The organism is Streptomyces sp. NPDC006193 (assembly GCF_040613915.1).
In the GTDB taxonomy this organism is placed as follows: Bacteria; Actinomycetota; Actinomycetes; order Streptomycetales; family Streptomycetaceae; genus Streptomyces.
Window position 1 is genome coordinate 19,360 of record NZ_JBEXTB010000024.1, and the last position, 15,737, is coordinate 35,096.

Genomic DNA, 15,737 nt, shown 5'->3' on the forward strand with positions numbered 1-15,737 from the left:
TGCGTCGTCTGTCGGGGGATGGACCGTCAGCGGGTGGGGCCGTGCCGGTCGAGGTGGGGGGCAGTGCTTCGGAAGTCGTCGAGCAGTTCGACGGCCGCCCGGGCACGGATGGTCTCCAGGTCCGCACCGCTGGTGAGCGAGGTGCGGCGGGCGATCGGCTCCAGTGGGGGCACCAATTGCCGGGGCACGGCTTCCGGCAATTCGTAGAGGGAGCGGTCGAGCGGGAGCCGGAAGAACACGTCCAGGCCGGCCTCATGGCGGAGGGCGTCGTGGATGCGGTCCTCCGCCTGGTTCACCCGTGCCTGGCTCGCCTGGTCCCCCGCGCGTTCGTACCGGCGGAAGAGGTCCCGGCAGTGTCGCTCCCATCCGTCGGCGGCATGGTCCAGGCCGAGCTCCAGGAACGGGTTCGTCACCTGCCCCCGCCGGTTCTTCGGCGTGTCCCTCCACGTCCGGACGAGGGCGAGGTTGCGTTCCGCCACGGCACCGCCCCTCTCCGCCGCCTTCAGCGCGTGCTCCTCCGCCAGGGCGAGTCTCGCGCTCCCGTCGGCGCCGGCAGACGTGACCGCGGCCACGTAGGCCGCCAGGGTGTATGCCTCCCTCATCAGCTCCGCCGGGAGCGACTCGGCGGCGCGCTTCCGCAGGAAGGCGTCCACCTGGCGGTCGGCCGCCTCCATGTCCCCGGACTTGACCAGGTCGTACGCGCGCCTGAGGGCGACCAGGGCATGGAAGGCACTGCGGGCCGGATCGACGGGCTCGGCCGGTCGCCACAGGGCGGCCATCAGCTTCCAGAGCCCCTTGTCGCGGACCGTCTCCATGGCCCACTGCCCGTTGAGGGCACCCGACTTCAGGTTGCGCAGCTCGATCTGCTGGGCGCGCGGCAGGACGGCGTCCAGAGCGTCGAGGGACGGCAGGTGGGCATCGGCCAGCACGTCGTACAGCAGGTCCCAGACGTCTTCCGGTTCCCGACGGACGATCGTGTCACCGCTCAGGAAGGCGCGGCGACGCAGGAAGTCCTCCCAGCCGAGTCGCGCGGCTTCCTGCGGACCGATGGACGAAGGGGCCAGTCGAGCGCGCAGATAGAGCGCGTCGGCCTCGTTCCGGACTTCCCAGGGCCGGTCCTCCGCCATCAGGCCGCCGTGGTCCACGAGATCGTCGATCACGGACAGCGGCGCCCACGGCAGCACGTGCGGCAGATGCGCGTTGGGCACGGGAATCACGCCCCGGGTGGCCGCCGCGGCGAACAGGGAGAAAGCGGGCCCTCCCGAGATCGCCCGGTGTCGGACGTTGACGAGTTCGGTCCCCGGGGCGGTCGAGCACAGAACGCGGCACCGTTCCGACCCGGGCTCGTTGAGCCAGCGAACTCCTGCGTCCCAGAGAGCACGCAGGTGGCCGAGGACGCGTTCGGGCTCCAGCGCCGCGAGACCGGCCCGGACCGCCGGAAGCAGCGCTTCCCGGTCCGGCGTCCCGCCCAAGGCCCGCTCCAGGACGTCCCGCTGGCCGTCCGTCAGCGTGGACACCTCGACGACGTCCTTCAGCACGGCGAGCACGGTCTCGACGGCCTCGCCCCCGTTGACGCCCAGCCAGCGCCACTTGCGTTGGGCGAAGCCGCTCGCACCGGCCGGCTCACGGCTCAGCCGGCGCTCCCGCGCCCTCGCCAGGCGCTCTTTCTCGGCGGCTATCGCCGCGCGGCGGGCGGCGACCGGGTCGGTCATGTCGTACACGCCGACAGAGTAACCGTGTGTGAAGACTTCACGTACTCCCCCCGTGGAAAGCATGAACGCGCAGGTAGGGTGCCTGTCGATGGTGTATGACGGTGACGGTCGCCCCGGCCCGGGCGTCAGCCGACCTTCTTCCACTCCTGGCACCGGTTCGTCTTGAAGTACTCGCCGTCGTTGAGCGTCACGCGCCCCGGCCCGTCGAGGTTGTTGTTGGCGATGATGGAGCCGAACTCGCCGCTGGCGTCCTTGGCCCGCTCCCAGTAGCAGCCGAACCCCCCGTCCGGACCGGCCGTCTTGTAGGTCCCGGCTTTGATGTCCTCGCCGACGAGGTACTCGCCCTCGCCCGGGAAGCCGGTCGCCGGTCCCGGCTTCCTGGTCTTCCTCGGCTTGGCGGTGACCGTCTCGGTCTCGGTGACGGTGGGGGCCGCCTTGGGGGCGGCCGCGTCGGCTTTCTCGGTGACGGTGACCCTGGGCCGGGGCCCGGCCTCCGCGGCCCCCTTGCCGGTTTCCGCCGAGCCGCTGTTGCCGATGCCGACCCCGACAAAGAGGGAGACCAGGACGACAGCCCCGTACTTCAGCCACCGTCTGCGGCTGGGGGCGGGCTGTCCCGGGCCGGCGGGCGCGCCGGGGCCGAAGGGGCCCTGCGATTCGTGGCCGGCCGGCGGGGAGGGCTGCTGGAAGGTCATGGTCGTGCTCCGATTCCTTGGTGCGCGGTGCGTGCGATGCGGTGGTGTGATGCGGTGATGCGGTGATGCGAGCTCGTGACGGGGACGTCCTGGGCGCGGGCCGGGCTCAGCGGCCGCGGATCTTCCGGCCCGCCTCGGTGGCGGGGTAGAGGATCGCGTCGGCGACCCGACCGCCGGAGTCCTTCACCCCGCCGCTGAAGTTGAGACGGCCGGAGGTGCCGGTCTTGGCCGCGACGCCGTCCCAGTACTTCGCCTCCCGCTCCCAGCGGATCCCGTCGAGGAGGCGGACCAGGTCGTCGGCGCGGAAGGCGGTCGCCGGGTCGGCCCACGGCATGGTGTGGTGGGCGGCGATGCCGAGGCCGGCGAGGACGGCGGGCGCGGTGATGGCGCTGCGCTCGGTGAAGTCGCGGGCGTGGCGGCCGATGAGCTGTCCGAGGATCGGGACGACCGCGGCCTCCACCTGCTCGGGCCGGTACCCCGTCGGCAGTTCGTCCTCGTGCACGGACTCGGCGGACCGCTGGAGGCCGTTGCGCCCGTAGAGCGCGGTGACGACGAGAGCACGCAGCGCGGAGAGGGTGACGACTTCGCGGTCGCCCGCGGACACCTGCCGCTTGCTGACGTTCACGAGTCGCGCGAACGGCACCCGCTGCCCGTCCACGTCGACCTTGACCGAGTCGGCGACCAGGTGCGCGAGCCGGGTGCCGAAGTCGCGCTGGTCCATGGACATGGCCAGGTTCTTGGCGACGGCCACGCCCTGCACGTTGCGGTCGTAGAAGATCTGCCGCGCGTCGGCCGGGGCGAGGTCGACGTACATCTCGAACGGGAGGCGCACCTGGGCCAGTTCGGGGTACGTCAGGCCGTACGCCTCCGGGTCGTCGTAGAGGTCGTGCCAGGCGGTCGTCTGGGTCTCGCCGTCGATGGCGATGACCATCGTGCCCGGCGCGACGGTGAGGGTGCGCAGGCCGGTGCCGGGGACGAGTTCATCGCTGAGCGCGGCGAGCGGTCCGGCGTGCCACAGGGTGACGGGCGGGGTGGACCAGGCGGCGCCGAGCTCGCCCTTGATGCCGGCGGCGATGTACTCGGCGTACGGGCCGACGTTCTTGCCCTTCTGCGAGGACTTCAGCGTGCGCTGCACGGTGGCCCGCAGCTCGGCGTGCCGGCGCACCAGCCCCGGGGCGTTCTTCAGCCTGCGCGGGTCCTCCTCGGCGCGGGGCGAGGGGACGAGCTGGACGAGCGTCGGCACGGACATCGTTCCGACGACGGCGTCGCCGCGGAACGGCATGACGGTGAGCTGGGTGCCTTCGACGACGGCGGTCGGCATGGACAGGCGCATGGGACTCCCCCCGGAGTTGCGGTGAGCGGCTTCCACTCGGAAGCAGAGCCAGAGAACCACACCACTGAAAGCATCGTCAATCACGTTGACAGATTTGACGGGTGCTGTAGGTTGTTGACTGTTCGCTACCGAGAGGCTCAGGACTTCCGTCATGCCCCAGCCATCCGCCCAGGTGACCGCCGCCGAGATCTCCCGCATCGCGGGGGTCACGCGCGCCACGGTCAGCAACTGGCGCCGCCGGCACGAGGACTTCCCCGAGCCGTCCGGCGGCACGGAGAGCAGTCCGCTGTACGACCTGGAAGCGGTGCGGGCCTGGCTCGCCTCGCGCGGCCATGCCTCGGCGGCGAGCCCCGCGGAGGAGCTCCGCACGGTCCTGCGCCTGCACGCGCAGAGCGGCGGCGGCACGTCGGAGGGCCTGCCGCTCCTCGTCCTGGCGGCGGCGGGCCGCCCACCGCAGGAGCTGACGGCCGTCACGCGGTTGCCGGACGCGGACCTCGCCGCCCGCGCCCAGCAGGACGCGGCCTCGGCGGCCGACGTCGTACCGGCCGCGGAGACGGTCCGCTTCGAGGCGGACGACGCGGCGGTGCTGCGCGCGCTGTACGCGTGTGTACGCGACGAGGGCGGCCAGGCCGCGCTCGGCGTGCTCGCCGAGCGGGAGCTGGAGGACAGCGCCGCCTCCGGCGCGTACCGGACCCCCGCACCGCTGGCGGACCTGCTCGCCCACCTGATCCCCGGCTCCCCCGCCCGCGTCCTGGACCCGGCCTGCGGCAGCGGCACCCTGCTGGCGGCCGCCGCCCGCCGGGGCGCGCACGAGCTGTGCGGCCAGGACGCGCTTCCGGTGCAGGCACGGCGAAGCGCCGTGAGCCTGCTGCTGACGGCCCCGGAGGCAACGGTCACCGTGCGCGCCGCCGACAGTCTCCGCGCCGACGCCTTCCCCGACCTGCTCGCCGACGCGGTGCTGTGCAACCCGCCGTACGGCGTCCGCGACTGGGGCCACGACGAGCTGGCGTACGACCCGCGCTGGGCGTACGGCGTGCCGCCCCGAGCCGAGTCGGAGCTGGCCTGGGTGCAGCATGCCCTCGCCCACCTCGCCCCCGGCGGCTACGCGGCCCTGCTCCTGCCGCCCGCCACGGCCGGCCGCGCGTCGGGCCGTCGCGTACGGGCGGAGCTGGTGCGCAGCGGGGCCCTGCGCGCGGTGATCGCGCTGCCGCCCGGCGCGTCGGTGCCGCTGCACATCGGGCTTCAGGTGTGGGTGCTGCAGCGACCCGAACCGGGCGGCCCGGAACGCAAGTCGGTGCTCTTCGTGGACACGGCGGCGGACGCGGCGACCGGCACGGCGACGGCGGCGGGACGCGGGGGAACGGCGGTGACCGGGCGGACTCGGGGCGGAAGCCGGTCCGCCTCCGTCGACTGGGAGGGGATCACGGCGCGCGCCCTGGACGCGTGGCGGGCGTTCACGAAGAGCCCGGACACGTTCGAGGGCGAGCCCGGTGTCGCGCACGCGGTCGGCGTGGTGGACCTGCTGGACGAGGTGGTGGACCTGACCCCGGCGCGGCTCGTACGGGCGTCACGGGCCGAGATCGACCCGGCGGAACTGTCGGCCGAGGTCAGCGCCACCCGCCGGCACCTCGTCGAGGCCGCGCGATCCCTCGCGCGGACGGCGGGCCACGAGGAGTGGAGCGCGGCGGGCGCCGCGGCCCGCGAGTGGCGGACGGCGACGGCGTCCGATCTCGCGCGCGGCGGGGCGCTCACCCTGCTGCGCACCCAGCCGGACGGCGTACGCACCCGGGCACAGGCCGCGGGCGGCGATACCGGCGGGGGTCGGAAACCCGAGACGCGGGCGGTGCTCACCGGCTCGGACATCGCGGCCGGATCGGGCCCCACGGGAGATTCGACGGGGCTGCACGACGACACGGCCCCCGTGATCGCCGTCGGGGACGTCCTCGTGCGGGCGGTCGCGAGGGGGGACGGCCCGATGGCCCGGGTCGCGGGCGAGGAGGACGCCGGCGCGCTGCTCGGCCCCCACGTCCACCTGTTCCGGCCGGACCCGGCACGCCTGGACGCCTGGTTCCTCGCCGGGTTCCTGGGCGCGAAGGAGAACATCGCGGGCGCGTCGACGGGCAGCACGGTGCTGACGGTCAGCCCGGGCCGGCTGCGCGTGCCCCTGCTGCCGCTGGAGGAGCAGCGGCGGTACGGGGAGGCGTTCCGGCACGTGCACGAGCTCCGGGCGGAGGCACGGCGGGCGACCCTGCTGGCGGAGGAGACGGCACGGCTGCTGGCGGGCGGGCTCACGGGCGGGCAGCTGCTGCCGTCGCGGAAAGCGACGTCATCTCCGCCGAGCGGCGACGCGTCCCATTAGGCCGCGCCGTGTGACCACGACCACATCCCCGCGCGGCCCAACGTACGAACAGGAGGCTTCACACTTTCTTCACCCGCAGAGGTTGACATCCCCGTTCCGCAAACGGCGTTCCCGCTCCCGACCGCATCCACTACCGTGTTCCAGGCGCGCATCGCGGCTGATCGGACGCTCGCCATGAACGAATTTCGAGGACACACGTGCAGATCACGCCCCTGAACCCCGAGGACCCGCCCGTGCTGGGCGACTTCGAACTCCTCGGCCGGATCGGCCAGGGAGGCATGGGCCAGGTCTTCCTGGGGGAGTCGCCCGGTGGTGAGCCCGCCGCGGTGAAAGTGATCAAGCCATCGGTCGTGGACTCCGAGTCCCGCCGGCGGTTCGCGCAGGAGATCGAGGTGCTGAAGACCGTGTACGGTCCCCGCATCGCGGCGTTCCTCGGAGCCGACGCGGAGGCGGAGCAGCCGTGGCTGGCCACCGAGTACGTGGACGGCCCGGACCTGGCCCGGCACGTGAAGACGCAGGGACCGCTGCCGTCCGTCCTCACCGCGGCGCTCGGCGCGGTCCTCGCCGAGGCGCTGGCGGCCGTGCACACGCAAGGACTGCTCCACCGCGACCTGAAGCCGGCCAACGTCCTGCTCGGACCGAACGGCCCGAAGATCATCGACTTCGGCCTGGCGGCCTTCACCGAGTCGAACGTCTCCCTCACCGCCCCTCACCAGGTCGTCGGCACCCCGATCTGCATGGCCCCGGAGCAGGCCGCCGGCGTCAAGCCGCTGACGGCGGCCGTGGACGTCTACGCGCTGGGCGCGCTGCTGCTCTTCGCCGCGACGGGCCACTACCCGCACGAGGCGGCGACCCCGTACATGGTGTTCCACCTCGTCACCGACCCCGACACGGCGCCTGACCTCTCCGGTGCACCCGACGAACTGATGCCCCTCCTGACCGGCATGCTCGCCCAGAGCGCCGAGGACCGGCCCTCTCTGACCGATGTGGTGCAGCAGTGCCGCTCAGTGATCGAGGCCCAGGGCATGAAGATCGCCCAGGCGCGTCGCAGGCTCACCGCGCACACCGCGGGACAACGGCACAAGGCCGCTCCGACCGGCGACTCCCTCGCCTCCCCGACCTCCCCTTGGTCGGTCCCCGCGACCGACGCCCCGGACACGGAGGTCGCCCCGGCTGCCCAGCACGCGCCGACCATGCCCGGCTCCGGCTCCCCGGCCGCCCCGGCTCTGGACGAGACCCCCGGCCCCACCGACCCGGCGGTCCAGGACTCCTCCGGCCACACGCCTCCCGTTCGGCGTGGTCCCATCGACGGCACCCGTCGCGAACAGCCGGTACCGAGCCGGCCGCCAACGGCGCCCAAGCGGTCCAAGGAAGGCACGCACACCCTTCGGCACTCCCTCCAGGCCCGTAGAACGGCCGAGCGCCTCCGTGCCGCATACGCGGCGGCGGCTCCCTTCTGAGACCGATCCGGCCCCTGCCGCGCCGAGCCGCAAGGCCCCTTCCCCGACGACGCGTACCGCCGGTTCGACGACCGCCCCCGCCGGCCACCCGTGCCGGGACGCGCCCACCCCATCGACACGAACGCCCACAGGAGGCACCCGCGTGACCGCCGACTTGAGCACCGCCCCCGCGACGAGCGACCAGGACGCCCTGTTCCCGCCGGGCGCCCAGATCCTCGTGAGGGACGAGGTGTGGCTGGTGCGCAATGCGACGCGGACCGAGCACGACGGCGCCCGGATCGAGGCGGTGGGCGCGTCGGACTTCGTACGCGACCAGGAGGCGGTGTTCTTCACCGCTCTGGACCGGATCGAGCTGCTCGACCCGAGGCGGACCCGTCTGGTGCGGGACGACTCGCCGAACTTCCGCCGCTCGCGCCTGTTCCTGGAGGCGGTGCTGCGCAAGACGCCGCTGCCGCAGGCCGAGCGGGGCCTGGCGTTCAGGGACTCCTTCCTCCTGGACCCGCTCCCCTACCAGCAGCGCCCCGCGCAGCTAGCCCTGTCGGGCCGCAATCTGCGCCCCCGCATGCTCATCGCGGACGTCGTCGGCCTCGGCAAGACCCTGGAGATCGGCCTCACTCTCGCCGAGCTGATCCGCCGCGGCCGCGGCGAGCGCATCCTCGTCGTCACCCCGCAGCACGTCCTGGAGCAGTTCCAGCACGAACTGTGGACGCGGTTCGCGATCCCGCTGGTGCGCCTGGACTCGGTGGGCATCGAACGGATCCAGCGGGAGATCCCCGCGGGCCGCAACCCGTTCACGTACTTCAAGCGCGTCATCGTCTCCATCGACACACTGAAGAACACCGACCAGTACAAGCACCACCTGGAGCGGATCAGCTGGGACGCGGTCGTCATCGACGAGTCGCACAACCTCATCAACAAGGGGTCCCTGCGCAACCAGCTCGCCCGCACGCTGGCCCCGCACACGGACGCCCTGCTGTTGGCCTCGGCGACCCCGCACAACGGCGACGCCCGCTCCTTCGCCGAGCTGATCTCCCTGCTGGACCCGGCCGCGATCCGCGACCCGGAGCACTACCGCGCCGAGGACATCAAGCACCTGTTCATCAGGCGTACCAAGGTCAGCCCCGAGGTGCGGGAGCAGATGAAGGGACAGTGGGCGGACCGCGGCCCCTCCCGTTCGATCCGGGTGGCGGCCACGCCCGCCGAGGAGAGGATCTTCGAGGAGCTGGCCGCGGTCTGGCTGCCGTCCGACGGTGCGAAGTCGGTCAGCGACGTCCCCCTCTTCCCGTACACGCTGCTGAAGTCTTTCCTCTCCTCCCACGCGGCGCTGAAGGCCACGGTCGCCACGCGCATCAAGACCCTGGAGAAGAAGGACGATCCTCAGGTGACGGCCGCCGAGCGCGCGGCCCTGCACCGGCTCCTGGAGCTGGCGTCGGGCATGACGGAGGAGGACTCGGGCAAGTTCGGCGCCCTGCTGGAGCAGTTGCGGGAGATCGGGGTCGGACCGAAGTCCGACACCCGGGTGGTGGTCTTCTCCGAGCGGGTGCAGACCCTGGAGTGGCTGGCGCGGACCGTGCCCCAGGCCCTCGGCTTCAAGGGCAAGGCCGCCCAGGAGGCGGCCCGGGTCATGCACGGCGGCCTGTCGGACGAGCAGCAGATGCAGTGCGTGGAGGACTTCGGCCTCGCGGACACGCCCGTGCGCATCCTGTTCACCGGCGACGTCGCCTCCGAGGGCGTCAACCTGCACCGCCAGTGCCACCAGCTCGTCCACTACGACGTGCCCTGGTCGTTGATCCGCATCGAGCAGCGAAACGGCCGCATCGACCGCTACGGGCAGGCGCACCAGCCGCAGTTCCGGGCGCTGATCCTCACCAGCTCCGTCGACGGCGCCAAGGACGACACGCTCGTCGCGGAGCGCCTGCTGGAGCGCGAGGCCCAGGCCCACCAGGCACTGGGCACGGCGGAGGCGGTCTCCGGCCTGTACCGGGCGGAGGCCGAGGAGAAGTCCCTCATCCAGGACCTGCTGCGGGGCCGCACCGTGGACGAGTCCCTGGACACCCACCGCGCCTCCGGCGCCGGCGCCGACGACGGCGTGGACGACTTCCTCGCCGACTTCTTCGGCGCCGTGAACGACGACCCGGAGGAGGACGCCGCCACCACGGACGCGGGCGGCGGCGACGGCGGCGGGGCGGTGCCCAGGGCGCACGTGCCCCGGCTGTTCGCCTCCGCCCGCGAGTTCCTCGACGAGGCACTGCGCGAGGTCTACCCGGACGCCCACGACCGGCTGGACCTGTCCGTCGACCCCGAGACCGGCCTGCTCTCCTTCGTCCCGCCCCCCGACCTGGTCCACCGCCTCAAGGCGCTGCCCCCGGACTACGTCCGCGAGCAGGGCCTGCGCGACCGTCTGAAGGTCACCTTCAACCGGCGGCTGGCCGAGCACAGCCTGCAGCGCGCCCGCGCCTCGGCGACCTCCAGCTGGCCCGACATCTCGCTGCTGACCGACCTGCACCCGGTCATGGAGTGGCTCACGGACAAGGTCCTGGTCCGCCTGGACCGCCAGGAGGCGCCGGTGCTGACCGCCGACGTGCCGCAGCCCACCTACCTCGTCCAGGGCATCTACTCCAACGCGCTGGGCCGCCCGACCGTCGTCAAGTGGATGGCGGTCACCGCGGACGGCGGGGTCGACGACGACATGGTGGCGGTGCTGCGCCGCGCGAAGGTCGGCCCGACGATGGCGAACCCGGGCCTCGCCCACGACACGGCCCGCCTCGCCGAGGCGATCCCCGGCGTCCTGGACACCGCGGAGGCGTTCCTGGAGCTCCACCGCGAGGCGTGGGACGAGCCGCTCAGGAAGCCCATCGAGGAGTACAAGGCCCGCCTGGGCTCGTGGGAGCAGCCGACGCTGACGAGCGGCGGCGCGTCCACCGGCACCCGTGAACGCCTCGCCTCCCTCGCGGACTCCCTGCTCACCACCGGCCGCCCGATGCTGCGCCTGCTCGCCGTCCTGGCCCCCACCACGGCCCACGCCGCCTGACCGCATCTCCCAGAGGTTCTTGAAGATGACGTACGACAGCCTGGTCAACCGCGGCGACTACTTCTCCGCGCACTACCTCGCCGAGGTCCTCCCCAAGGACCTCAAGTCCGGTCTGCTCGCCGAGTGGAAGCAGCGCGAGGAGGACGCCGCCGGCACCGAGCGGCCCGAGGGCGCGCTGCCGGTCACCCCGCGCGCGGGCCTGCGGGCGCTGCGCCGCCCCTACTTCGCGGCCCGCTCCTACTTCACGATGGCCGAGGAGCAGGCGGCGACCGGCGACGACGCCGTGACGTACGACGCCCCCGAGTGGCGCGACCGCGTCCGCGCGCTCAACGCGCAGGTGCTGCGCGCCCTCGGCTACGACGCCAAGCCGGGGACACTCACCGTCGTGCGCGCCGACCAGACCTACGAGGTGCCAGTCGCGCACGCGGAGAAGGACCTCGTCGCCCTGGACTGCGGCTGGTCCGCCGAGCCCGACGACGCCCTGGACCCCGACGGCGCCGGACGCCTCCTGGACGAGGTGCGCCTGGACGGCCAGCACACCCTCACCACCGGCTCCAAGCTCGCCTCCTTCCTGTTCGCCTGCGAGGACGCCCCCCGCTACGTCCTGCTGCTGGTCGGCGGCGTCGTCGTGCTCGCCGACCGGGCCGCCTGGGGCGAGGGCCGCTACCTGGCGGTGTCGCTGGACACGGCGCTGGAACGCAACGACACCAAGGCGGGCGGCGAACTCGACACGGTGGCCGCCCTGTTCGGCGCCGACTCGCTGCGCACTCCCGAGGAGGGCGGCGAGAACCCCCTCGCCACGCTCCTGGACAAGTCGACCAAGCACGCGGTGGGCGTCTCCAGCGAGCTGCGCGACGGCCTGCGGCTGAGCGTCGAACTGATCGCCAACGAGGTCCTGGACCGGCTGCGCGAGGCCGGCGTCCGCCCCGAGCAGGTCAAGGAGCTCCCCGAACTGGGCCGCCAGCTGACCCGCGAGTCGCTGCGCTACCTGTACCGCATCCTGTTCCTGCTGTACGCCGAGGCCCGCCCCGAACTGGGCATCCTGCCCTCGGACTATCCCGAGTACCAGATGGGCTACGGCCTCGGCCGCCTCGGCGAGCTGATCGCCGAGCGCGACCTCGTCGACGAGAAGTCCCGCAAGGGCTTCTACCTCTACGAGTCCTTGGACTTGCTGTTCCGCAAGGTCCAGGAGGGCCACCGCCCGCGCCGCACGCACGGCACGGACGCGGAGTCGGCCAACATCGTGCCGGGCAAGACCTCGGAGGACGTGGGCCTGCGCTTCGAGCCGTTGCACTCCAAGCTCTTCGAGCCGGACGCGATCCGGCTGATCGGCCGGTACGGCGTCCCCGACCCGCGCGTCGACATTGAGGGTGACGCTGTTGCCGACGGCCAGGAGCGCTTCATCGACACCCGCCTGCGCAACGAGACCCTGTACCGGGTGCTGCGCCTGCTGATGCTGACCCGCGGCAAGAAGCGCGAGCGCGGCGGCTTCATCTCCTACGCCCAGCTCGGCATCAACCAGCTCGGCGCCGTGTACGAGGGCCTGATGTCCTACACCGGCTTCGTCGCGGGCGAGGAGCTGTACGAGGTCGCGAGAAACGGCGACCCGAAGGACGGCTCCTGGCTCATCCCGGCGTCCAAGGCCGACGAGTACCCGGACGAGGTGTTCGTCCGGCACAGGGACGAGGACACCGGCGAGGAGCGGCGCGTGCGGTACGCGCCGGGCCAGTTCGTGTACCGCCTGTCGGGCCGCGACCGCCAGACCTCGGCCTCCTACTACACCCCGGAGTCCCTGACCCGCGTGACGGTGCAGCTCGCCCTGCAGCACCGCCTGGACCAGGACGGCACCAAGACCGAGGCGCGCGAGCTGCTGGAGTGGAAGATCTGCGAGCCGGCGCTCGGCTCGGGCGCGTTCCTCAACGAGGCGATCAACCAGGTCGCCGCGGAGTACCTCCGCCGCCGCCAGGAGGAACTCGGCACCGCCATCGACACCGAGAAGTACGCGGTCGAACTCCAGAAGGTCAAGGCGTACATCGCCCTGCACAACTCCTACGGCGTCGACCTCAACGACACCGCCGTGGAGCTGGCGGAGGTGTCGCTGTGGCTGAACACCATGCACCCCGGCATGGAGGCCCCCTGGTTCGGCCTGCACCTGCGGCGCGGCAACTCCCTCATCGGCGGCCGGCGGGAGATCTACCCGGCGGAGAAGCTGAAGAAGGGCGGCTGGCTGGGCACCACCCCGGAACGCTTCCCGCTGTCGGAGGCCCTGGCGGGCACCCCGCTCCTCGAGGGCGCGGTGCACCACTTCCTCCTCCCGGCGAAGGAGTGGGGCGCGGTCGCCGCCGAGAAGGAGGCCAAGGCGCTGGCCCCGGAGGAGGCCAAGGCCCTCGCCGCCTGGCGCAAGGCGATCACCAAGTCCCCCAACGCCACCCAGACCAAGCGGCTCCAAGGACTCGCGCGGCGGGCCGAGTACCTGTGGGGGCTGGTCGTGCGCCGACTGGAGATCTCCGAACGGGAGATCTCGCGCCGCATCGACGTGTGGGGCGCGGAGAACGGCTGGCTGCGCTCCCCCGAGGTCGCCGTGCCCAGGGAGAAGGTCAAGGCCGACCTGGAGGCCGTCGACACCCCGTACTGGCGGCTGAAGACGCTGATGGACGCGTGGTGCGCGCTGTGGTTCTGGCCCGTGCAGGAGGCCGCGCTGCTGGACGGCACGCACGAGGCGTACGCGCGGGCGGCGCAGGTCGCCGCGCAGTCGGGCGAGTGGGTCGTGCCGTCGGCCCCGGCCTCGGTTCCTGGCCAGTCGGGCGCGCCCGCGCCGGAGACGTACGAGGCGGCGGACCTGTTCGGCGACGTCCAGGTCGTCGAGGTCAAGTCCAAGGGCACGCGGGGCGGCAGCCGCAAGGAGCGGATCAAGGGAGAACGCCGCCCGGTGATCCCGCTGGCCTCCCTGGACGACTGGCTTGACTTCGCCGAATCCCTGCTGGGCACGCACGACGTGCCGGCGGACTCCCTGGTGGCCCAGTTCGACACGCTCGATGAGCTGGAGCGGTACGAGGACGAACTGCCCGAGTGGATGGGCATGGAGCGGTTCTACTCGCTGGAGTCCCGGTATCCGTGGGCGGCGGTCGCGCGGGATGTGGCCGAGCGGCAGGGGTTCTTTCACTGGGAGTTGGAGTTCGGGCACGTTTTCGCTGCTGCGGGCGGGTTTGATTTGCAGGTGGGGAATCCGCCTTGGGTTCGGCCTCGGTGGGAGGAGAGGCTAGTCCTTGCAGAGCTGGAACCTTGGTTCGCATTGACAGAAAAGCCGAATTCGACGGAATGGCGAAATCGAAAATCGGAGGTTCTCAACCACCCCGGGTGCATTTTTTTCACAAATGAACTCTGCTCCAACGCTGGCATGGTTTCATTCCTTAGCCAAGAGTCTACCTACCCACGTCTAACCGGCACACAACCGGATCTCTACAGAGCCTTCATGTGCCGCACATGGCACAACTCATCCCATACCGGCATTTCCGGCTTGATTCACCCTGACAGCCATTTCAACGGAACAAAAGAGGGGGCGCTAAGGTCGGCAGCATACCACCATCTGCAATTCCACGCCCATTTTCAGAATATGCGCAAGCTATTCTCTGAGATTGACTGGAAAATCCAATTTGGAATCCATATTTACGGGGCGTTCAAATCGGTCAATTTCACTAGCATCAACTGGCTCTACGATCCGCAGACACTAGTAGCTTCCTTCACACACGACGGCACGGGCCCCCTGCCCGGGATCAAACACGCAGGAGGATGGGATCTCCGTCCGCACCGCGAGCGTCTCGTTCAGGTAACGGATTTCACGCTCGCCGAATGGAGCCGCCTCCTGAATGAAGAGACACGATCCACAGACGAAACAAAGCTTCTCACGCCAGTCACGAATGCCGAACAGGAAGCGATTGCCTCACTTGCGCGCATCAGAGAGCGACTCGGGACGGAGAAACCCTATATTTCTAGAGGGTTCGACGAAAAAGGCGCCAAAGAGTCTGGCCTCATCAAGTGGGACACCTTTGACGCATCTACGTGGCATGATGTAGTCCTCCAAGGGCCGCATATCTCTATCGCCACTCCCCTAGCTAAGCAGCCAAATATTCCATGCAAGAGCAATAAAGATTACACCGCATGGGCCCTCCCGGAAACCGCCGAGGATGCAGTACCCCGATCAAACTACAGAGCAACCAGCGATTACAACTTCTTCGATAAGTCGGTAGACAAATGGAACGGTAAGCGTTACACCGAGTATTTCCGACTCGCGTGGCGCGAAATGGCAGGATCAAGCAATGAACGCAGCCTATTCGCTGCACTAATTCCTCCCGGCCCTACTCACATCCACGCCGTTCGTTCCATGGCGCTTGCCGACAATCGAAGGACTGCGCTGAACGCAGGGTTCTGGGCAAGCATCCCACTCGATTACCTTCTACGAGCTTCAGGACGCGAGCACGTCGACGTTAACGATGCTTACTCCATGCCGAGAGCAGATCCCCAGCATCCCCTGACCTCCGCTCTTCTCCTCCGAACGCTCCGATTGAACTGTTTGACAGCCGCTTACGCCCCTCTCTGGACAGAACTCTATGACCCACAATGGCCCGCATATGAGGACTGGGCCATCCCTTGGCCTGGCCTTTCGGATAGTTCACCACTGGGAGCAGTATCGAACAACTGGGAATATGAAACTCCGTTGAGGTCAGAACGGGCTCGACGCTCCGCTTTGGTAGAAATTGATGCACTCGTAGCCGTATGGCTTGGAATTCCCCCGGACGCGCTTATTTCTATGTATAGAGCTCGATTTCCAGTGCTTTCGAATTACGAGTCCGCCATGTGGTTCGACGCGTCCGGGCATCGAATCACGCGGGACTATTATGCCCAGGGTGTAAAACAAGTCAAGGAAAGTTACCCCGACCTTCTCGCGTATCTCGAATCTCCTGATACCACTCCGCCTCCCGAGGGATACGTTCCCCCCTTCTACAAGGCGGACCGCGAGGCCGAGATGCGCGCCGCGCACGCGCACTTCCAAGCTCGCTTGGACAAGGAGATCGCTGCCGGGCGTTGGACTCCGCCGAAGCGCTGAGGCACATACCCAACAGTGATGGTGGGCGCCCCTCACGAGGAGCACC

7 protein-coding genes are annotated in these 15,737 nt (G+C 70.4%); 4 read left to right on the forward strand and 3 right to left on the reverse strand.

All coding sequences use genetic code 11. The features are described from left to right. Positions 1-26: 26 nt before the first annotated feature. The 3 genes from ABZ261_RS21225 to ABZ261_RS21235 form a co-directional block, all read right to left on the reverse strand. Positions 27-1,712, reverse strand: a complete 1,686-nt coding sequence (locus ABZ261_RS21225; protein WP_356861454.1) for a hypothetical protein — start codon at positions 1,710-1,712, stop codon at positions 27-29. Positions 1,713-1,837: 125 nt separating this feature from the next. After that, positions 1,838-2,404 carry a hypothetical protein gene (locus tag ABZ261_RS21230; RefSeq protein ID WP_356861341.1) on the reverse strand — a complete coding sequence of 189 codons (567 nt, stop codon included), beginning with the start codon at positions 2,402-2,404 and terminating at the stop codon, positions 1,838-1,840. Positions 2,405-2,510: 106 nt separating this feature from the next. Continuing rightward, positions 2,511-3,737 carry a DNA sulfur modification protein DndB gene (locus ABZ261_RS21235; RefSeq protein WP_356861343.1) on the reverse strand — a complete coding sequence of 409 codons (1,227 nt, stop codon included), beginning with the start codon at positions 3,735-3,737 and terminating at the stop codon, positions 2,511-2,513. Between the two features lie 151 nt (positions 3,738-3,888). Here ABZ261_RS21235 and ABZ261_RS21240 point away from each other — a divergent pair, with 151 nt between their 5' ends. The 4 genes from ABZ261_RS21240 (at position 3,889) to ABZ261_RS21255 (ending at position 15,691) form a co-directional block, all read left to right on the forward strand. Continuing rightward, positions 3,889-6,096: an N-6 DNA methylase gene (locus tag ABZ261_RS21240; RefSeq protein ID WP_356861345.1), complete on the forward strand. Its 2,208-nt coding sequence runs from the start codon at positions 3,889-3,891 to the stop codon at positions 6,094-6,096. Between the two features lie 197 nt (positions 6,097-6,293). Next, a complete protein-coding gene (locus tag ABZ261_RS21245) occupies positions 6,294-7,556 on the forward strand; it encodes a protein kinase (protein WP_356861347.1) in 1,263 nt (420 codons plus the stop codon). Between the two features lie 142 nt (positions 7,557-7,698). Then, positions 7,699-10,587: a DEAD/DEAH box helicase gene (locus ABZ261_RS21250; RefSeq protein WP_356861349.1), complete on the forward strand. Its 2,889-nt coding sequence runs from the start codon at positions 7,699-7,701 to the stop codon at positions 10,585-10,587. Between the two features lie 25 nt (positions 10,588-10,612). Next, the gene (locus ABZ261_RS21255) at positions 10,613-15,691 is read left to right on the forward strand and encodes a class I SAM-dependent DNA methyltransferase (RefSeq protein WP_356861351.1); all 5,079 of its coding nucleotides are present in this window, start codon (positions 10,613-10,615) and stop codon (positions 15,689-15,691) included. The last annotated feature ends 46 nt before the right edge of the window (positions 15,692-15,737 follow it).

Coding starts and splice junctions, on each gene's coding strand:
- ABZ261_RS21225 (WP_356861454.1), bottom strand. CDS start 1,712: ATGACCGACCCGGTCGCCGCCCGCCGCGCGGCGATAGCCGCCGAGAAA.
- ABZ261_RS21230 (WP_356861341.1), bottom strand. CDS start 2,404: ATGACCTTCCAGCAGCCCTCCCCGCCGGCCGGCCACGAATCGCAGGGC.
- ABZ261_RS21235 (WP_356861343.1), bottom strand. CDS start 3,737: ATGCGCCTGTCCATGCCGACCGCCGTCGTCGAAGGCACCCAGCTCACC.
- ABZ261_RS21240 (WP_356861345.1), top strand. CDS start 3,889: ATGCCCCAGCCATCCGCCCAGGTGACCGCCGCCGAGATCTCCCGCATC.
- ABZ261_RS21255 (WP_356861351.1), top strand. CDS start 10,613: ATGACGTACGACAGCCTGGTCAACCGCGGCGACTACTTCTCCGCGCAC.